Here is an 18246-nt window from a genome sequence, read left to right on the forward strand (position 1 = left end):
TCAGAATCCTGTTGATCGGAGATAGTCCAGGCTGGCTTTTACGTCCCGCAGACTGGTGTCGGCATGGCGCGGATCACGCTCCTGTTCGATGGTGATCCAGCCCTGATAATTACGCTCAGTCAGAAGCGTGCGCACCGCCGGATAGTCGATTGCGCCCTGCCCGAGCGGACACATTAAGCCCTGCGCGCAGGCGGTGAAAAAGTCGAGTCCATGAGAGAGTGCGTCACGCCAGACCGGCTGGTTAACGTCTTTGAAATGGAGGTAATCAATGCGCGACCAGTACTGTTCCAGCGACGCCACCGGATCCATGCCGGCGTAATAGAGATGGCCCGTATCCAGGCATAAACCGGCGACCTCATGCGGAATGTCAGAGACCAGCTGCGCCAGCTCATCGGCAAACTCTATGCAGCCCCCCGCATGCGGATGGATCACCGGCCGCACGCCGTACTTCTGCCAGGCGATCTCACTCAGAATGGTGATGTGCTGCATCATGCGCTGCCAGTCATCCGCAGAAAGCCGTGGTGCCTGTTTTGACTGACCCGCATATTTCGCCCGCTCCGGATTGCCGAAGTCGATGATCACCAGATAAGGCGCGCTGGCTCCAGGTGTTCTGGCGGCGGTCGGCACGCTGGCCAGTGTGCGACACAGATTGTGGGTCAGCGTCACCAGCGCCGGAAAATGCGCCTCACTGACTAAATCATCAAAAATCGTCCCCGCCACCAGCGAAAGCTGGTGGGCATTAAGCTGCCGGGTCAGTTCATCGGCATCCGTTGGCAGATAATTCCAGGGGCCGAGTTCGATGCTGGGATAGCCAGCCTGTGCGGCCTCGGTCAGAACTTTGTGAAACGGCGGCAGCCAGGGATTCGCGGGATCATCCACGCCCCAGCTACAGGGCGCATTAGCAATATGAAAGGTCATGATATCTGCCTGTGCAGTAAGAACTGCTGGCAGTATCAAATAAAAATTTCACCTCAGACAACAATGAAAGTTTCATTTTTTGATAGAGATCGCGTTTAAAAATTGCGATAAATGATAGTTTTTTATCAAATAAAGGCTAACCTGCTCTTTTTATAGGTTTTCACGTGTCACGATTTCAAAGGGTACCGTTACCTGCGCAAAATGGTCAGGCTGTTCCGAACGGGTGTTAAGACAGGTATTGATAACCGCCTTAGCCATAGCATCAAGGCGATGGCGCAGCATCAGCGTAATAGTGCCGTCAATCAGCGCCAGTTCATCACCCGGCAGCGGACCGTGGCACAGCAGATCGATTTGCCTGCGTCCGCTCTCACGCAGCGCCTGAACCACACCCTCTATGCCGCCGCAGGGCGCATAAATCATCACCAGATCGTTATGGGCCTCCAGCAATTGCCGGGTCGCCTGATAGCCCCCTTCGCCCGACTCGTAAGTCTTTAACGGTTCAAGTACCCGCTGGCTGATGCCCGACTCGCGCAGGTAAGAACGAAAACTGATCTCGCTGCTCTCCTGACAGGTGAAACGATGGTCGCCCAGCAGCACTCCGACGCATCCCGGCTCACGCAGCAAATGCTGTGCCATCCAGGCGGCAGTGCGCCCCGCTTTCTGATTATCAATGCCGATAAAACCCGCATGTTCACAGGGCGAGAAATCCGAGAACAGCGCGAAAACCCGTACGCCCAGTCGTGACACATCCTGAATGGCGTGACGGATCAGCGGGTGATCCAGCGCCACCAGCGCAATCACATCACTGCGTTGTGCCAGCTGACGCAGCGAGTGCGCCACCGCCTCAACCTCATGAATATCATGCCAGCAGAATTCCGGTTCACGGCCCTGTGGCTGCTGCACCTTAAGCTGCTGTTTCAGCGCCTCGCCCAGTTGGTGATAAAACGAATAGCGGGCAGGCAGCAGGATAAAGCTCACACGCAGGGTTGCCGCAGCGAGGGTCGGTGTGGTCTGGCTGTGTGCCTGCGTCAGTCGATAGCCAAGCTCACGGGCCGCCGCCAGCACCTTCTGCTCGGTTATACTGCGAACCGGCGCACGGCGGTTCAGCACCCTATCCACCGTCGCTACACCCACACCCGCCGCCTGCGCGATGGCGGTCATCGTCACTTTAGACATCATTCTTCTCCCTGCTTCGGCTTTCTCTGGTGCCAGCTGAAGGCTGACCTCTGGATTCTGTTTCTATAACATCAGCACTCTATCGCGACGAAGAAATTTCCTCTCATTTTTTTGATAGAAAATCAGTGCTAACCTTGATCGTCCTCGCAAAATGAAACATTCATTTCTTTCTGCATTCTCTTCAAAACATCTATTTGCTAAAACGGGTAAAAATCCCACACCGATTCGGTTGATGGGATCACATCATTAAAAGGTTAGAGCGACGACGGCGGGCTTTCTATAGTGGAGTCCTGAGCACCACCTGCCCGTACGTAAAAAAGGAAAAGCCATGTTCCCTTCAACGCTTCCGGCTCCACGCATAACGGATGCCAGCCAGGTTCCGCGACTGCGCTGGGGCATTATCGGGCCGGGCTGGATCGCTGACCATTTTGCCCATGCGCTGCACCAGCACACACGACAACAGATCACCGCTGTTGCCGCCCGCGATCCGGCAAAAGCGCAGACCTTTGCTGACAAATGGGCAATCGGCCATGCCACAGGCAGTCTCGATGAATTGCTGGCGCGGGAGGATGTTGATGCGGTCTATATCGCTACGCCTCACAACCACCATTTTCCCGACGGTTTGCGTGCGATTGCCGCCGGAAAGCATCTGCTGATTGAAAAGCCGCTGGCGCTGAATGCGCCGCAGGCAACGCAACTTAAACAGGCCGCCGCTGCCGCAAACCTGCTCTGTATGGAGGCGATGTGGTGTAACTTTGCGCCGAAGTATGACGTCATCCGTCAGTTGCTGGAGGATGGCGTACCCGGTGAGGTCCATACCCTGATTGCCGATCATGGTGAGTTTTTCACGCCGGATCATCGCATTTTCAATGCCGATCTGGCGGGCGGCCCAATGCTTGATCTCGGCAGTTATCTGGTCGCGCTGAGTGTGTTTGTGGGCGGCGGTGCGCCTGAAACGATCGTCGCCCGTGGTCAGCCCGTCCTGAATGGCCGCGTTAATGGTCAGACGTCGATGCTGTTTACCCATCGGCACGGCATGCAGTCGGTACTGAATACCACCCTGTTCAGCAACACGCCAGGCGGTGCGGTGATCGCCGGTCGCGACGCGACGCTGGAGCTGACGGGCCAGTTCTATGCGCCTGGTAACTTCACCCTGACCTCCAGCGACCGGCGTCACCGCCTGCAATGGCAGGAACCTACTAACCGCTATGAACAGCTCAGCCATGAAATTAACCACTTCGCCTGGTGTATCGGCCAGAGTCTGATCGATTCGCCTGTCCATCCACTTGACCAGGCGATTATCACCCTGGCTGCGATGGACAACGTCAGGCAGCAGATTGGCGTGACCTTCAATGAAGAACAGCAACCTTAATGTGCCCGGAGCAGAAAGATGAAAATCGCTTTTGATGTGGATGTGATTAAAGATTTAGGCATCACCCGTATGGTTCATCAGGTGGCTGACTGGGGATACAAATATATCGAACAGTCGCCGCATCCGCAGATCAACCCATTTTATAAACATCCTAAAGCCAGCCGTGAAATTATCACCGAGTACAAAAATGCGTTAAGCGCCACCGGGCTGGAGATCTCCTCGTTTATTGTGGTTTATCGCTGGTCCGGTCCGGATGAGTTGCGCCGTCAGGCAGCGGTGAAGAACTGGAAGCGGATGATTGAGATTGCGGTTGAGATGGGTGTGCAGGTGATTAACACCGAACTCTCCGGCACACCTAATGAACCGGAAATCTGTGAAGAGATGTTCTATCGCTCAATGGAAGAGTTGTTGCCGATCATCGAACGTGAAGGCATCCGCGTCGAAATTCAGGCGCATCCGTGGGATTTCTGCGAAGAGAACAACGAAACCGTGGATATCGTGAAGTCGTTCCGCAGCGATAACGTAAAGTATATCTACAGCGCGCCACACACCTTCTTCTATGACAAAGGCAAAGGGGATGTGAAACCGATGCTGGAATATGCCGGTGACGATCTGTCGCACATGCTGATCGCCGACACCATGAACCATACAAAACATTGTCGCTACATCGTTAACCCGCCAGGCGTGGATGCCACCATCCACCAGCATGTTGGCGTGGGCGAAGGCGAAGTGGACTTCGATACCCTGTTCAAAACGCTACGCGACACCGGTTTTGCTACCCGCACCCATAAAGTTGGTGGTGAGCCGATTATTGCAGCATCCCTGTTTGGCTATCCGGAAAAAATGAAGGTTCAGGCAATTGAAACCCGCGAACTGATTGAGCGCGAACTGCTGTAAACCGACCTGCCGTGCAGTCATGGCTGGCTGCACGGGAATTTCTGCTCAGGACAACAAACACGCCGCCTGACACACTTTTATTCACTTTTCTCCGATGCCGCAGCCCGCCTGACATTAGCGCGCTACAGCACGCCCCTGCGCAGCCAGCAGAGTTAAACCGCCTTCGCAGCACCTGCTACACTCCAGACCAATATCACACCATAAGGCGAACTTTCATTATGTCGGAAAATGCATATCAGCCCGCAAAAGTCTGGACCTGGGACCCTGAAGCCAAAGGTAACGGCGCTAAAACTAATCGTCCGTTCGCTGGTCCCACCCATGAAAAAGCGTTGCCGGTCGGCAAACACCCTTTACAGCTCTATTCACTCGGCACGCCTAACGGCCAGAAAGTCACTATCCTGCTGGAAGAGCTGCTGGCGCTTAACGTCAACGATGCTGAATATGATGCCTGGCTGATACGCATCGGCGAAGGCGATCAGTTCTCCAGCGGTTTTGTGGATGTGAACCCGAATTCAAAAATTCCGGCGCTGAGTGACCACTCCGCAACGCCACCTATTCGGGTATTCGAATCGGGCAATATTCTGCTCTATCTGGCGGAAAAGTATGGCTACTTCCTGCCGAAAGATATCGCTGGCCGCACTGAAACGCTGAACTGGCTGTTCTGGCTGCAGGGTTCTGCGCCATACCTCGGCGGCGGCTTTGGTCATTTCTATCACTATGCGCCAGAAAAAATTGAGTACGCCATCAACCGCTTCACGCTGGAAGCGAAGCGTCAGCTCGACGTGCTGGATCGTCGGCTGGCCGATAACCGCTATCTGGCCGGCGATGACTACACCATCGCTGACATCGCCACCTGGCCGTGGTACGGCAACATGGTGCTGAATGATCAGTATGGCAGTGCCGAATTCCTGGATGTGCAGTCCTATAAAAATGTAGTGCGCTGGGCGAAAGAGATCGCACAGCGTCCTGCCGTTATTCGTGGCCGCAAGGTCAACCGCGTCATGGGCGACCCGGCCGATCAGCTGCATGAGCGTCATGATGCTGCTGACTTCGATACCGAAACCCAGGATAAAAAAGCGTAAGGAGAGTGCTGTGAGTGCATACGTTGTATTTATTCGTGATAACACCCTGAACCAGGACGAAATGGCGATCTACGCCGAGAAAGCGGGCCAGGCACGTGGCGATCATCAGATCAATCCTCTCGCCTTTTATGGTGAACTGGAAACACTGGAAGGTCAGGAAGCGGAAGGTGTGGTGATTCTGGAATTCGCGAGTCGCGAAGCCGCACACGCCTGGTATGACAGCCCGGAATATCAGGCTGCCAAAGCGCACCGCCTGAAAGGTGCGAACTATCGCGTGGTGCTGGTAGAGGGCGTGGCTAAGTAAGCATTCAGGCGGCAGCGATGCCGCCTGTTTTTATTGCAGCGTGATACGCGCCACGCCATCCAGAAGCTGATGGCTGTGGTCATCATTGAAGCCCTGCTTCAGCGTAACGTACAGTGTCTGCCCGTCCGGTGCGACCAGCAGGCTCTCTGGACGCCCCTCAAATGACCAGCTGTTTTTCACTTCATAAGTGGTGCCATCCAGCTGCAGCACCTTCTTTGCCTCACGCTGGCTGATATAAATCTCATTACGCTTGCCGTTAAACTTAATCCCCATCGAATCAGCCGGATCCAGACGCTGAATTACCTTGCCGCTGCGCTCATCAAATACCAGGGTGTTTTTCGTTCTGGCGTTATCCGTGACAAACAGGCGTCCCGTCGCGGGATCTTCAGCCATGTTCAGGAACTTAGCGTCCTGCCCGTCGCCTGACGTCAGTCGCTGTTCGATTTTGTGATTACGCGGATTGATCACCAGGATTTCACCGCTGCCGTTCGCCGCATAAATCCGGTCACTGACCGGCGAGAAGATAATGCCTGTGACATCCTTCCCGGCATTTTTAATCCGGGCTTTCAGCGTCAGGGTTTTCGCATCAACCACCCAGATCATACCCGGATCGCCCGCGCCGCCGACATAAAGCAGCCCGTCATGCAAAAAGATCTCTCGCGTGCTCACCGGTAAGCCGTTCTCATTTTTATCGTCGAATATCAGACGTTTCAGCACCTTACCGTTCTCTGGATCGATCATAGAGATACCACCATCCAGCGAGTTGGTGGCGTAGAGCGCGCTGCCAGCCGGGTCGCTAATCAGCCCGACGTTTTTCAGGTCGAAATGCCCGGTCCCGGTGCTCTGCAGCGTGGTGCCATCAAGACGGTAGATCATCCCACCACTGATATCCTTACCCTCCGGCGCACTGGCAACATAGAGCGCATTTTTGGCGGGCAGATATGCCATCTCATACAACCCGTCACCCAGCTCGCGCTGAATCAGATTATCGGGACTGGAGGGCTGCATCACCACTGGCGCATTGCCATCCACTTTGGTGGCAGGTGTGTGGCATGCCGTCAGGCTAAAGGTGGTGATCATCGCCAGTGCGAGCGCCGCTTTACGCGGGCAGAACAACGCTTTCATACTTAACTCCCCTATCGACCTGCTCTCCCGGCTGGCCACAACGCAGAGGGCAGGCAGGAAAGAAATGAATGAGAATCATACGCATCAGAAAAAAGGCTGTAAACGCAGCGGCATCCTGAACCGACCGAATCAGCTTAATGCGGTATGTTAACTGTCCACAGACGCTTTTTCACGCCCGCCAGTCAATATAAAATAATGATTAATCAACAGATTGCAGATTCGCCTGCAGAAACGCCACAAACGCATTGATGCGAGCCGGAAGCTGGCGCTGCGCTTGCCAGACCGCAAAAATATCCCCATCGGGAGCCTGCCAGTCGGGTAGCACCGGCAACAGTTCGCCCGTCACCAGGCTGTGCTGCGCGTCCCACCACGAGCGCAGCAGAATGCCATGTCCATCCATTGCCAGCCGCATCGCCACCTCACCATCGTTGGTGATCAGGCTGCCGCGCACTTTCTGGCTGATGCTCTGCTCGCCGCTGGTCAGTCGCCACAGCGTAAAATCACTGTCGTGCTGACGCAGTAAAATGCAGTTGTGCTGCGCCAGATCGCGCACCGTAGCGGGCAAACCGTGGCGCGCAGCATAGGCGGGTGAGCAGCAGAGGATGCGCGGATTAGTTCGCAATTTACGCGCCACCAGCCGCGAGTCGGGCGGTTCGCCGACGCGGATATCGATATCCATGTGCGCATCAAGAAAATTAAGTGGCTGGCTACTGAGTTGCAGCGACAGCGAGAGCTGCGGATGCAGTGCGGCAAAGGCCGAAACACAGGGCGCGATATGCCGACGGCCGAAACCAAATGAGGCGTTGATATTCAGCGTGCCGCGTAACTGCGCGGTTTCACCGCTTACCGCCTCTTCCAGCGCCGCCAGTTGATCCAGCAACGGACGCGCGCCCGCCAGATAACGGCGGCCTTCCGGGGTCAGCTCCAGCCGCCGCGTGGTGCGGCGCAGCAGTTGCACGCCAAGACGCTGTTCCAGCTGGCTCAGACGTTTGCTAACCGCCGCCAGCGACAGGCCCAGTTCGCGCGCCGCCGCGGTCAGACTGTCCAGCGCGGCCAGGCGAACAAAGAAGGCCAGATCATCGGTGGAAGTGCGGGATTCTCTACTTTGATTCAACAATGGATTGCCTTTCAGCCTCATTATTTCCCCGGAATCGACAGTTATACTGCGTACACAATTCGAACATCAACCGGAAAGGTGCCCTGTGACTGATAAAATCCACCGTGTTGCCGTCATCCCTGGCGACGGCATTGGCAAAGAAGTGATGCCGGAAGGCGTCCGCGTGATGAATGCGGCCGCAGAGAAATTTAACATTCCGCTGCGCTGGGAGTGGTTCGATTACGCCAGCGCCGACTACTGGCAGCAGCATGGCAAAATGTTGCCTGATGACTGGTTTCCGCAGCTGAAAGCCTTCGATGCGATCTACTTTGGCGCGGTCGGCTGGCCCGATGTGGTGCCCGACCACGTTTCACTGTGGGGCTCACTGCTGCAGTTCCGCCGGGAGTTCGACCAGTATGTTAATCTGCGTCCGGTGCGACTGATGCCAGGCGTGAAAGGCCCGCTGGCGAACCGTCAGCCCGGCGATATCGACTTCTATGTGGTGCGCGAAAACACCGAGGGTGAATACTCCAGCGTCGGCGGCACCATGTTCCCCGGTACCGAACGTGAAGTGGTGATTCAGGAGACGGTGATGACGCGAACCGGCGTCGATCGCATCCTGAAGTTTGCTTATCAGCTGGCGCAGAGTCGGCCGAAGAAGCACCTGACCTCCGCCACCAAATCCAACGGTATCGCCATCACCATGCCTTACTGGGACAGCCGCGTCGAAGCGATGTCCAGCCAGTTCCCCGAGGTTCGCGTCGATAAGTATCATATCGATATTCTCACCGCCAACTTCGTGCTGCATCCGGACTGGTTTGATGTTGTGGTGGCCAGTAACCTGTTTGGCGATATCCTCTCCGATCTCGGCCCGGCCTGTACCGGCACTATCGGCATTGCACCTTCCGCCAATATCAACCCGGAAGGCCTGTTCCCCAGCCTGTTTGAGCCGGTTCACGGTTCTGCGCCTGATATCGCGGGCAAAGGCGTCGCCAATCCCATCGGGCAGATCTGGTGCGGGGCGATGATGCTGGAGCACCTCGGCTACAAAGCGGCGGGTGATGCGGTGTTAGAGGCGATTGAACGCACGCTGGCGGCAGGAGAGCATCTGACGCGCGATCTCGGCGGCAGCGCCAGCACCGAACAGCTCGGCGCAGCCATCGCTGCCGCATTGTGATTTAGTCAGGCAACTGCACCACGCACTCCGGGTGCCAGCCTGGTGGTAACGGCTCCGGCCGTGTGATCACCAGGTTGTGCAGTTGCAGGTTTTCTACCCCACGCGCAAACAGGCCCGGCAGCCCGCCGGGATAGCGCTCTACGCCAAAGGCTTCGCCGGTTTTCGGATCAAGCTTGTAGGCATTATCCAGTCCCATGCCGGTCGGGGAGTCCGGGTTACAGGGCGGCCGCACGTCGTAATGGCCCTGTGTCATCGGCGATACAGTCTGCCGCATCTGAAGCTGGCTGATGACCACATCGCGTATCCAGCCCGATTCTGCCGCATGCAGGTTAACCGCCCCTTCTGCTACACCTGTCATGTTACTGAACTGCACCTGCTCAACGATGCCAGGCGTGATGGCAGGATCGCGGCGGCGCACCGAAATATGCAGCGGATCGGCTTTGCCCCAGTGACAGGGCGGCGCGTGGTGACAGGCAAAAGTCAGGTTACTGAACAGCAGACGGCGTATCGCACCGCCGTCACGCGACAGAATGCCGATGCCCCGGTTGGAATCAAAAATAGTGCAGCCGGTTACCGTGACATCCTCCACATCATCCCAGGTTTCGGTGCCGATTTTAAAGGCGCAGCTGTAACTGCGCAGCAGACAGTTGGTGATCATAATCTGCCGCGCCGGACGCCGCAGCGCGGCCGGTTTGTGGGTGGTTTTAATGCAGATAGCGTCATCGGCGGCACTGAGGTAACTGTTGCTGACAAACACCGCCTCGCATCCGTCAATATCCAGCGCATCGGTATTCGGCATGGTCATGGCGTTGTCGATAGTGAGATGGTCGATATGCACATGGCGACAGCTCACCAGATGCACCGTCCACATCGGCGCCTGCACGATGGTAAAGGCGGTCAGCGTCACCTGCTCGCAATCTTCGAACACAATAATGCGCGGCCGGTCAGGGCGCGGCAGGCGATAACCCTGTTCATCCCGCTCAGCGGCAAACCAGGCTTCGCCCTCACCATCGATGCGGCCAGTGCCGCTGAGGGTGATATTGCGCTGACCCAACGCATAGAGCAGCACGTTGTGGGATTTCTCTGCACAGCTAAGTGCCTGCACCGCCTGGTAGTCAGCCAGTCGCGGACTGGCGATCAGCACCGCACCCGCTTCAAGGTGCAGTTCAAAATCAGACGGCAGATTCAGGCAACCGCTGCGATAACGCCCGGCAGGCAGGGTCAGACGACCTCCGCCGGCCGCCGCAATCTGATCCATGGCGCGTTGCAGCACGGCCGTGTCCGGGGTTTCGCCATCGGCGACAGGATGAAAATCAGCAAGGGAAAGGTGCATCATGCGTCTCCCGCAGGATTGAGGAGGAGGAATTGCAGCACGATACGGCGCGGGAAACCTTTGTCTGGTCGCCAGTACGCCGTTTCGTGCGGGATATCACAGATTACTTCACGGCCCCTTCGGTGACGCCGCTGATAAACTTGCGCTGGAAAATCAGGAACACCACGATCAGCGGCATAATCACAATCATCGCCCCCGCCATCAGCACCGGAATGTCGATGGTGTTTTTGTTCTGGAAAAACATCATGCCAATCGGCAGCGTGCGCAGCTCATCCTTGTTGACCAGAATCAGCGGGATCAGGAATTCGTTCCAGGTCCAGATAAACAGCAGCAGCCCCAGCGTCGACAGGGTCGGCCAGATCGCGGGCACCAGAATGCCCCACAGAATTTTGACCCGTGACGCGCCATCCATCACCGCCGCTTCTACCAGCTCTTTCGGCACCTGCTGAAACGCGCTGGCAATCATCAGCGTGGTAAAGGGCAGCGACAGGGCGATTTGCGGCAGAATCAGAGCCAGATAGGTGTTGGTCAGCCCCATCCAGCGCAGCTCGTGATAGAGCGGAATGATAAAGGCTTCACTCGGCAGCACCATCCCCAGCGCCAGCATCGCCCCAATGACTTTTTTACCGGGGATCTTCAGCCAGGCGAAACCAAACCCGGCCAGAATGCCGAGCAGCACGCTGAACAGCACGACCGGGATCACCACCAGCACCGAGTTGAGGAAGTAAACGTTGAAGTGTCCCTGCTGCCATGCGGTCACGTAATTTTTGACATTCAGCGAGGCGGGCAGCGTGAAGATGCCCTGAAACAGCTCCATCTGCGTTTTAAACGAGGTCATCAGCGCCATCAGAAACGGCAGAATCGTCATCAACGCCACGATCCAGATCAGCGCGCGTGAAATCACCGGCGTGCTTCGCATCAGTAACGCTCCTTTAAGGCCAGATGGATCAGATAGTTAATCCCTAAAACAATGATCATGCTGAACACCGCCACCGATGAGGCGTAGCCAAAGTAGTGCAGGTCAAAGCCCTGCTTATACATAAAGATGTTAGTGACCATGGTTGACGTGCCCGGCCCGCCCTGCGTCATCACATAGACCAGGTCAAAGGCTTTCAGGCTGGCGATCACCGTCAACAGCAGGGCAATCCGCAGCTCGGGCCGCAGGCCAGGCAGCGTAATGCGCATAAACTTCTGGCGACGCGACGAGCCATCCAGATCGGCAGCTTCCAGCAATGAAGGATCCATGCGCTGCAGGCCCGCCATAAACAGCACCAGACAGAAGCCGAAGAAGTACCAGGTGGCGACCAGACCGACAGCGGGCAGCGCCCAGGTGAAATCACCCAGCCAGGAGAGCGCCAGCTGGGGCAATCCGATCGCGCGTAATATCTGATCGATGGGGCCAAACGCCGGGTTATAGAGCCAGCGCCACACCACGCCCAGCACTGCCATTGGCATGATGTAGGGCAGGAAGAAGAGAATGCGCAGCACGCTGCGTTCGTTATTGTTGCGCGTGTCATACAGAAAGCTGCAGAGCAGCAGGCCGACGCCAATCGGCAACAGGGTATAGAACAGCATCAGGATGGCGTTATTGCCCAGCGCAATCCAGAACACCGGATCGCTGAACATGCGCATGTAGTTGCTGATGCCACTAAACACCGGCAGCGAGGTGCCGTCCCATTCGGTAAAACTGATGCCCAGCGAGGCCAGCAGCGGGAACAGCAGAAACACCGCATAGACCAGCACCGCAGGCAGAACATAGAGAAAATTACGCCAGCTGCTTAAATTCAACATAACCCTACTCGTGGTTCAGAACGGTGCTCAGGCCCGGCTGTTCGCCGGGCCTCCGGCTTAATGCTTCAGAGTCTTCAGGTAACGCTGATAGTTGTTATCAAAATTCACCACCATCTGATCGGCGGTCTGACGACCCGCCAGCAGCAGCTGGACGTTCTGATTCAGCTCGGCATTCATGGTGGGTGTTGCCCAGTCCACGTAGTGGCCTAAACCGTCATAGTCATTGAGCGTCAGCCAGACCTGATACGCCTCCGCCAGCAACGGATTATCCGCTGGCATTTTGGCCGCTTTGTTGGTGCTGGCCGGCAGGAAGCCCACTTTCAGCCAGCGGTTCGCCATGGCATCAGAGACCATATAGTTGATGAACTTCGCTGCACCCTCCTGCTGATCTTTGCCTTTGGCAGTGCTGGTAATCGAGAACGCCAGATCGGTGCCGCCGACCATCAGCGGCTGCTTTACGCCTTCACCAGCAGGCATCGCGGCGAAGTGAATATCTTTGTTGTCTTTAAACTGGCCGAGATACCAGGTGCCGCTGACCAGGAACGCAGCCTGGCCATTCTGGAACAGCGTCGCCGCATCATCGTGACCAATGCCCTGGAAGCCAGGGAAGAAGTACCCTTTGTCGGTCCAGCTCTTCATCATCGTGGCGGCATTGACCAGCTTGCTGTCTTTGAAGGTGCCGCCCACATCGTAAATCAGATTATCCAGCGTCTTGCGGTCGTGGCTTTCAATCTGCGCCTGCCACAGGGTGCTGAGCAGCTGCTGGCCCATGTTGCCATCCAGCAGGCCGAGCATCATCGGCGCGGTGCCCTGCTGTTTCAGCTTTGCCATGGCGCTTTCCAGCTCAGCCAGGGTTTTCGGCACTGCAATGCCCGCTTTATCCAGCACCGCTTTGTTGTAATAGAGCCCGACCATTTCACCCAAGCTGGCGATGCCGTAAAGTTTGCCGCTGCCAAACTCGCCGCTGTCTGACCAGCGGTTACGTTTCAGAATTGAGTCGGGGAAGCGGGTCGTCCAGCCGTCGCTGGCGGCGTAGCTGTCGAGCGGCAGCAGCAGCTTATCTTTAACCAGCGAACCCATATCGCCGCCGCCCTGGTTGACCTGCGCGATCTGCGGGCCATCACCGGCAGTCAGTGCCAGTTTCAGCGGAATACGGGTATCTTCAAAGGAGTGAACCGAGCGGTTAATCACGATGCCGGGATTCTGCTGTGAGAACTCTTTAATCCCTTCATCCACCGCGGCAGTCTGCTCCGGGTAGTTGTAAATATCCCACTCATTCAGAGTGACGGCGGCGTGGGCGGCATGAGAGACGCTGCCCGCCAGCAGGCCTGCTGCCAGCAGCCGACCCACATTGCGAATTCGGAAAGAACGAACGGAAGAAACAGACATTATGCTTACCTTCTTCAGACCAGGGTCGGCATCCTTTCATCTCACCGCCTGACATCCTGCAGGCTGCAGCCGCACACAAACGCACTCACTCATACTTACTTTAATAAAAAAATAAAGTCAAACAGCCTGCAGACCGAATTGCAACGCTGTGAGCACGCGCAAATAAACAGCGGCATGGCGCGAAATTCAGCACGGCACGCTGGCTTTTACACCATTAACCGTGGCGGTGCGTCGCCAGCCGCTTTTTCTGCAGCAGGAGATGCCAGCCTGATAATCGCAAAATAACATCCTGATAAAACATATGAAAATCCTATCACGCTCACACTTTTCTCTTTTGATCGGCCGTGAATCTGCCGCCAGCTGCCCTATTCCGGGCGTGTTGGCGATCACAGTTGTGCATCCCGATACCGGTAAACATTGCCGAACCGCCTGCGTTAGTGCGATAAGGTAATTATTCTATCTTGAAAACTAAGTCCACTTTCATTAACGTAACTTTCACCTGCGGATCTGTTCACTCCCTGACCGGTTCCCTCACTCACGAGAACTCACCATGGCGAATCAAGGTGTCATTCGTCCGGCCACACCGGCGGACTACCCGGCGCTCTACCGCATCTGTCTGGAAACAGCCGATGCGGGCGGCGATGCCCGTGCGCTTTACTCCGATCCTGACTATCCCGGCCAGCGTTTTGCCGTGCCTTATGCGCGCTTTGCGCCTGACTTTGCTTTTGTACTGGAGCGGGACGGTGAAGTGCAGGGTTACGTCGTCGCGGCACCCGATACCCGCGCGTTTGAAGCGCAGCTTCAGGCCGAATGGTGGCCGCAACTGCAGGAAAAATATCGTGATCGCAGCGCCAGCGCCCCGCTCGACAGCAAAGTGCTCGATTCAATCCGCCATCCTGACCAGGCCGCTGACACCCTGGTGACGCAGTGGCCCGCTCATCTGCATATCAACCTGCTGCCAGCGGCACAGAAAGGCGGCTGGGGTCGCCGGATGATTGAGCATGAACTGGCGGCGCTGCGAGCTGCGGGTATCAGCGGTGTCCATCTTGGCGTCAGCCTGCAGAACGAGCAGGTCTGTGCTTTCTATGAGCGCATGGGGTTTACCCCAATCGTGCGCAGCAATGCCATCTACATGGGCCAGTTACTCTGAGTGAGGTAGCCGATGACCAGCCTGCGCTTGCAGAATGTGAAGAAGTCGTATGAACACGTTAATGTCATTCATGGCATCGATCTGACAATCAACAGTGGCGAATTTGTGGTGTTTGTCGGGCCATCCGGCTGCGGCAAATCGACGTTATTGCGAATGATCGCCGGGCTGGAGGAGATCAGCAGCGGTCAGTTGTTGATTGAGGAGCAGGACATGACGCAGCAGCCCGCCACCGAGCGCGGCATTGCTATGGTGTTTCAGTCTTATGCGCTCTACCCCAACATGACGGTGCGCGGTAACCTGGCTTATCCGCTGGAAGTCATGAAAAAGTCCAAAGCAGAGATCAACGAGGCGATTGCCCAGACGGCTGCTCGTCTGCACCTCACCGAACTGCTCGATCGCCTGCCGCGCGCGCTCTCTGGCGGACAGCGACAGCGCGTGGCAATTGGCCGGGCGATTATCCGTCATCCGCGCATTTTCCTGTTTGATGAGCCACTCTCTAACCTTGATGCCGAGCTACGTTTACAGATGCGCATTGAGATTGCCCGGCTGCACGCCTCGCTCGGCAACACCATGATTTATGTCACCCATGATCAGCTGGAGGCGATGACCCTGGCTGACCGCATTGTGGTGCTGCGTCAGGGCCGCATTGAGCAGGTCGGCGCGCCGCTGACGCTCTATCACGATCCGGATAACCTGTTTGTCGCCGGCTTTATCGGCTCGCCAAAAATGAACTTTCTGCAGGCGAAAATCAGCGCCACGGGCAGGGGTGAAGTGCAATTGCGGGTGCCGGAACTGAAGATTGAGGGGCTGGTGCTGAAAATCGCCGCCGACTGTCGCGAGGGGCAAACCGTGACGCTCGGCATTCGTCCTGAGCATTTCCAGCCCGCCGCGCAGACGCCGGATGCACAGCGCTTTCACGGCGAGCTGGCTTATGGCGAGATGCTGGGCCACACCAACTACCTCTACCTGGATATCGGGCGTGAACAGATGCTGGTCGTGGAAGAGCGCGAGGCGATTACGCGCGATCTGGGAACCCAGGTTGAACTGGGCTTTTCTGCCGCGCACTGCCTGCTGTTTGATGAGCAGGGAATGCGCCTGCGCTAACGAAGCGTGGAAACAAAAACGGGCGCCGCAGCGCCCGTTTTTTTATTTGAGAGGTCACTCAGGTAACCGGCTCTTCATCGGCCTGTGCCGCGAGCAGATCAAGCAGTCGATTGACGGCAAAACCCGCCGCGCCCAGCGCCCACATGCGGTTCGATTCTGTCAGGAACTGCAGCGGCGTCATGTGTGGCGTCAGTTTAAGCCGGTAGGCCTGGAAGCTCTGGGTGATGTGATCGAGCAGAATGCGCGATGCCATGTGCGGCTCCATCGCCAGATAGACTACATCCGGATCGTAAGCCACCGACAGGTTCGCCAGCGAAATCCCCAGCTCACGCCCGGCTTCCTGCAGGACCGCCAGCACGTCGGGTGTTGGCCGCTGATCCAGCGCCTGCAACGTAAGGCCTTCCACCGACTCCTGGTCAGCCAGCCGCTGCAGAATGGCGCGCGATGAGGCGACATCCTCCAGCAGACGCAGCGAGCCGTCGCCCACCAGCCCGTTGCCGATCTCCCCCGCCTTGCCGTGACGACCACGATAAAGCTGACGATTCAGAATGATGCCCGCACCAATCCCTTTACCGTAGGTGGCGATCACCGCCGACTGGGCATTGCCGAGCTGACCAAACACCAGCGCCGCCATCGCCATGGCGTTGGCGTCGTTCTCAATAAACACCGGTAGCGAGAAGCGCTCTTCCAGCAGACGCGCAATCGGGACGTTGTCCCAGTCGAGCACTTTGGAGCGGATGCAGTAGCCGTTTTCGGCATCAACCAGACCCGACAGCGCCAGCCCAATTGCCCCGACCCGCTTCTCCTCCACGCCGCGCAGGAACTTCGCCAGCGCATCGCCGAGCTGGCGCGGTGTCAGCGTGCCTTTGGGCATCTGCTGTTCGCCCAGCAGGTTGCCGCTGAGATCGGTCATGACGATCAGATTACGTTCCGCATTGAGCTGAATGCCAATCACGCTGGCGCGATCGGGATTGAGTCCCAGCAGGGTTTTAGGCCGGCCCATTGACACGCGACGCAGCCCCAGTTCCTGCACAATCTCCTGCGCCAGCAGGCGATTAGTGGCCTGCGACACGGTCGACATGCTCAGTCCGCTGCGGACTTTCAGGTCTGACTGGCTGATCGGCGCATGTTCAACAATCAACCGCAGAATACGTGCGGTTACGTTGGGAGCGGTCATAAGTTCCTCGGATTATCTGGCGGAAGAGACTCAGCCAGCGTCAGATCGGTAATCGGACAGGCGTCAACTGCTGCGCCAGTGTCAGCGCCCCGCTCAGGGCATCGCCCTGCGGCGTCACCAGCCGGGCCTGAATATCGTCGTCCAGCCAGCGCTGAATCGGCGTGGACAGGCCACCCATCAGTGCTACCCGTCCACTGCTCAGCGCAATCAGACGGCGCACCATCAGGCCGATATCGGTGGCGGTCTGATGCAACAGATCCTGAGCATGACGATCGCCCGCGTCGGCGGCCGCAAAAATCTGTGGCACCACGCGCGCCCAGTCGGCAGGCGTCGCTGATCGCGTCCAGAGCAGCATCGTTTCGGGGCTGTCACCGAACGGCACCATCAGCTGCCGCGTAAAAGCGCTGGGTGGGATAATCGACTCCTGGGCCAGCAGCGCCAGCCGCAGCGCCCGACGGCCCAGTTCCGCGCCGGATCCCTGATCAGAAAGGGCGAAGCCCCAGCCGCCAAGCAGCGTAAAGCGTTCGCCATCCCAGGCGGCGCCCTGACTACCGGTGCCGATGATAAAGACGGCGCCCGGTGAGCCACCGTGGGCGCCCGCACAGGCGATCTCCACGTCACTGACCACCTGTAACGCCGCGCAGGCAGGCTGCCAGCTGGCGAGTCGCGCCTGCACTGAGGCGACATTGGCACCGGCTAATCCGGCAACCAGCGCGGTCTGCGCCAGCGCCTCCTGCGGTAATCCCGCCTGTGACAACACCCGGTCAATCAGCTGCCCGACGCAGGTCAGCGCCGCATCATAGTCTGACCAGACGTTGGCAGGCCCGCCAGTGGTTTGCGCCAGCACGCGACCCTGCAGATCAGTTAACCGCGCGCGACACTGTGTACCGCCGCCATCAATGCCAAGGAGATAGTGTGGTTGCACGCGCTTCCTTCCCTGATTAAGGGTTATAGCCATAATGAGCGAACGATAGGATAAAAAAACTTAAATCGCAATAACAAATAAATATGGCAAAAACATATCGACACTTTTTATTTAATTTACATATAGATAATAAAAAACACTCCGCAAAACGCGCAGCGCGTTATTGACATTAGTTTTTCTGTCGTAATAAGTTGATGGTCAGATTATCAACAGGCGCGCCCGATCACAGG

17 protein-coding genes are annotated in these 18246 nt (G+C 57.1%); 7 read left to right on the forward strand and 10 right to left on the reverse strand.

Annotation, left to right across the window (positions count from 1 at the left end; genetic code table 11):
- Together ACR8BF_RS17075 and ACR8BF_RS17080 are read right to left on the reverse strand one after the other, a co-directional pair.
- Positions 1-918, reverse strand: a complete 918-nt coding sequence (locus ACR8BF_RS17075) for a TIM barrel protein (protein ID WP_434745318.1) — start codon at positions 916-918, stop codon at positions 1-3.
- A 150-nt stretch (positions 919-1068) separates the two neighbouring features.
- Entirely contained in the window at positions 1069-2094 is a 1026-nt protein-coding gene (locus ACR8BF_RS17080) for a LacI family DNA-binding transcriptional regulator (RefSeq protein WP_434745953.1), read from the reverse strand.
- Between the two features lie 328 nt (positions 2095-2422).
- Between ACR8BF_RS17080 and ACR8BF_RS17085 the strand changes: the two genes are divergently transcribed.
- From ACR8BF_RS17085 to ACR8BF_RS17100, 4 genes are all read left to right on the forward strand, one after another.
- Positions 2423-3466: a Gfo/Idh/MocA family protein gene (locus ACR8BF_RS17085; protein WP_434745319.1), complete on the forward strand. Its 1044-nt coding sequence runs from the start codon at positions 2423-2425 to the stop codon at positions 3464-3466.
- Between the two features lie 18 nt (positions 3467-3484).
- On the forward strand, positions 3485-4363 hold the full coding sequence (locus ACR8BF_RS17090) for a sugar phosphate isomerase/epimerase family protein (RefSeq protein WP_003855643.1): 879 nt from the start codon (positions 3485-3487) through the stop codon (positions 4361-4363).
- Positions 4364-4581: 218 nt separating this feature from the next.
- Positions 4582-5445, forward strand: coding sequence for a glutathione-dependent disulfide-bond oxidoreductase (yghU, locus tag ACR8BF_RS17095; RefSeq protein ID WP_136196127.1), 864 nt, complete (start codon positions 4582-4584; stop codon positions 5443-5445).
- 10 nt (positions 5446-5455) lie between these two features.
- Positions 5456-5749: a DUF1330 domain-containing protein gene (locus tag ACR8BF_RS17100; RefSeq protein WP_033734972.1), complete on the forward strand. Its 294-nt coding sequence runs from the start codon at positions 5456-5458 to the stop codon at positions 5747-5749.
- A gap of 30 nt (positions 5750-5779) precedes the next feature.
- Here ACR8BF_RS17100 and ACR8BF_RS17105 read toward each other — a convergent pair whose 3' ends face one another.
- Both ACR8BF_RS17105 and ACR8BF_RS17110 read right to left on the reverse strand, forming a co-directional pair.
- Complete coding sequence (locus ACR8BF_RS17105; RefSeq protein ID WP_434745320.1) at positions 5780-6874, reverse strand: cytochrome D1 domain-containing protein; 1095 nt, start codon at positions 6872-6874, stop codon at positions 5780-5782.
- Positions 6875-7073: 199 nt separating this feature from the next.
- Positions 7074-8012: a LysR family transcriptional regulator gene (locus ACR8BF_RS17110; RefSeq protein ID WP_179897308.1), complete on the reverse strand. Its 939-nt coding sequence runs from the start codon at positions 8010-8012 to the stop codon at positions 7074-7076.
- 64 nt (positions 8013-8076) lie between these two features.
- Between ACR8BF_RS17110 and ACR8BF_RS17115 the strand changes: the two genes are divergently transcribed.
- Entirely contained in the window at positions 8077-9147 is a 1071-nt protein-coding gene (locus tag ACR8BF_RS17115) for a tartrate dehydrogenase (protein WP_434745321.1), read from the forward strand.
- A gap of 1 nt (position 9148) precedes the next feature.
- Here ACR8BF_RS17115 and ACR8BF_RS17120 read toward each other — a convergent pair whose 3' ends face one another.
- The 4 genes from ACR8BF_RS17120 to ACR8BF_RS17135 form a co-directional block, all read right to left on the reverse strand.
- Positions 9149-10480 carry a glycoside hydrolase family 28 protein gene (locus ACR8BF_RS17120; RefSeq protein WP_434745954.1) on the reverse strand — a complete coding sequence of 444 codons (1332 nt, stop codon included), beginning with the start codon at positions 10478-10480 and terminating at the stop codon, positions 9149-9151.
- A gap of 103 nt (positions 10481-10583) precedes the next feature.
- Positions 10584-11399, reverse strand: a complete 816-nt coding sequence (locus tag ACR8BF_RS17125) for a carbohydrate ABC transporter permease (protein ID WP_136196132.1) — start codon at positions 11397-11399, stop codon at positions 10584-10586.
- Positions 11399-12271, reverse strand: coding sequence for a carbohydrate ABC transporter permease (locus ACR8BF_RS17130; RefSeq protein ID WP_003855659.1), 873 nt, complete (start codon positions 12269-12271; stop codon positions 11399-11401). The genes ACR8BF_RS17125 and ACR8BF_RS17130 overlap by 1 nt, the downstream gene beginning before the upstream one ends.
- 57 nt (positions 12272-12328) lie before the next feature.
- Positions 12329-13660: an extracellular solute-binding protein gene (locus ACR8BF_RS17135; RefSeq protein WP_136196133.1), complete on the reverse strand. Its 1332-nt coding sequence runs from the start codon at positions 13658-13660 to the stop codon at positions 12329-12331.
- 550 nt (positions 13661-14210) lie between these two features.
- On the opposite strand from ACR8BF_RS17135, the gene ACR8BF_RS17140 reads away from it, so the two are divergent.
- Together ACR8BF_RS17140 and ACR8BF_RS17145 are read left to right on the forward strand one after the other, a co-directional pair.
- A complete protein-coding gene (locus tag ACR8BF_RS17140; protein ID WP_179897304.1) occupies positions 14211-14810 on the forward strand; it encodes a GNAT family N-acetyltransferase in 600 nt (199 codons plus the stop codon).
- 12 nt (positions 14811-14822) lie between these two features.
- Positions 14823-15914 carry an ABC transporter ATP-binding protein gene (locus ACR8BF_RS17145; protein ID WP_292986538.1) on the forward strand — a complete coding sequence of 364 codons (1092 nt, stop codon included), beginning with the start codon at positions 14823-14825 and terminating at the stop codon, positions 15912-15914.
- Between the two features lie 58 nt (positions 15915-15972).
- On the opposite strand, the gene ACR8BF_RS17150 is transcribed toward ACR8BF_RS17145, so the two are convergent.
- A complete protein-coding gene (locus ACR8BF_RS17150; RefSeq protein ID WP_179897300.1) occupies positions 15973-17091 on the reverse strand; it encodes an ROK family transcriptional regulator in 1119 nt (372 codons plus the stop codon).
- Between the two features lie 40 nt (positions 17092-17131).
- Positions 17132-18016: a BadF/BadG/BcrA/BcrD ATPase family protein gene (locus ACR8BF_RS17155; RefSeq protein WP_314984893.1), complete on the reverse strand. Its 885-nt coding sequence runs from the start codon at positions 18014-18016 to the stop codon at positions 17132-17134.
- Positions 18017-18246: the final 230 nt, after the last annotated feature.

Source organism: Candidatus Pantoea rara (assembly GCF_051136265.1).
Classification (GTDB): domain Bacteria; phylum Pseudomonadota; class Gammaproteobacteria; order Enterobacterales; family Enterobacteriaceae; genus Pantoea; species Pantoea rara.

Excerpts from the sequence above, each read along its gene's own strand:
- ACR8BF_RS17085 (WP_434745319.1), top strand. The coding sequence starts at position 2,423 with ATGTTCCCTTCAACGCTTCCGGCTCCACGCATAACGGATGCCAGCCAG.
- ACR8BF_RS17105 (WP_434745320.1), bottom strand. The coding sequence starts at position 6,874 with ATGAAAGCGTTGTTCTGCCCGCGTAAAGCGGCGCTCGCACTGGCGATG.
- ACR8BF_RS17090 (WP_003855643.1), top strand. The coding sequence starts at position 3,485 with ATGAAAATCGCTTTTGATGTGGATGTGATTAAAGATTTAGGCATCACC.
- ACR8BF_RS17135 (WP_136196133.1), bottom strand. The coding sequence starts at position 13,660 with ATGTCTGTTTCTTCCGTTCGTTCTTTCCGAATTCGCAATGTGGGTCGG.
- ACR8BF_RS17145 (WP_292986538.1), top strand. The coding sequence starts at position 14,823 with ATGACCAGCCTGCGCTTGCAGAATGTGAAGAAGTCGTATGAACACGTT.
- ACR8BF_RS17130 (WP_003855659.1), bottom strand. The coding sequence starts at position 12,271 with ATGTTGAATTTAAGCAGCTGGCGTAATTTTCTCTATGTTCTGCCTGCG.
- yghU (WP_136196127.1), top strand. The coding sequence starts at position 4,582 with ATGTCGGAAAATGCATATCAGCCCGCAAAAGTCTGGACCTGGGACCCT.
- ACR8BF_RS17120 (WP_434745954.1), bottom strand. The coding sequence starts at position 10,480 with ATGCACCTTTCCCTTGCTGATTTTCATCCTGTCGCCGATGGCGAAACC.
- ACR8BF_RS17125 (WP_136196132.1), bottom strand. The coding sequence starts at position 11,399 with ATGCGAAGCACGCCGGTGATTTCACGCGCGCTGATCTGGATCGTGGCG.
- ACR8BF_RS17150 (WP_179897300.1), bottom strand. The coding sequence starts at position 17,091 with ATGACCGCTCCCAACGTAACCGCACGTATTCTGCGGTTGATTGTTGAA.
- ACR8BF_RS17110 (WP_179897308.1), bottom strand. The coding sequence starts at position 8,012 with ATGAGGCTGAAAGGCAATCCATTGTTGAATCAAAGTAGAGAATCCCGC.
- ACR8BF_RS17075 (WP_434745318.1), bottom strand. The coding sequence starts at position 918 with ATGACCTTTCATATTGCTAATGCGCCCTGTAGCTGGGGCGTGGATGAT.
- ACR8BF_RS17080 (WP_434745953.1), bottom strand. The coding sequence starts at position 2,094 with ATGTCTAAAGTGACGATGACCGCCATCGCGCAGGCGGCGGGTGTGGGT.
- ACR8BF_RS17140 (WP_179897304.1), top strand. The coding sequence starts at position 14,211 with ATGGCGAATCAAGGTGTCATTCGTCCGGCCACACCGGCGGACTACCCG.